Consider the following 235-nt stretch of genomic DNA (forward strand, 5'->3'; position numbering starts at 1 on the left):
AGACCCCTTGAAGACGACGAGGTTGATAGGCTGGGGGTGGAAGCGTGGCAACACGTGGAGCTGACCAGTACTAATCGGTCGAGGGCTTATCCATTGGTTTTCGGAAGTTTCGCATCCGGTTTTCAGGGCGCAAGTCCTGAACTGCATAATAGTTGTTTTATTCCCTGATAGCTCAGTCGGTAGAGCACTCGACTGTTAATCGAGTTGTCGCAGGTTCGAGTCCTGCTCGGGGAGC

The 235-nt window shown here is 52.8% G+C and carries 1 tRNA gene and 1 rRNA gene; both read left to right on the forward strand.

Annotated features, from left to right (window positions below):
- Window positions 1-94 (forward strand): 23S ribosomal RNA (locus ACSEXW_RS28510); the annotation flags it as partial.
- 67 nt (window positions 95-161) lie between these two features.
- Window positions 162-234: transfer RNA gene (locus ACSEXW_RS28515), tRNA-Asn, on the forward strand.
- The last annotated feature ends 1 nt before the right edge of the window (window position 235 follow it).

It is taken from the genome of Oryzibacillus soli (genome assembly GCF_051594765.1).
Classification (GTDB): Bacteria; Bacillota; Bacilli; order Paenibacillales; family NBRC-103111; genus Paenibacillus_AR.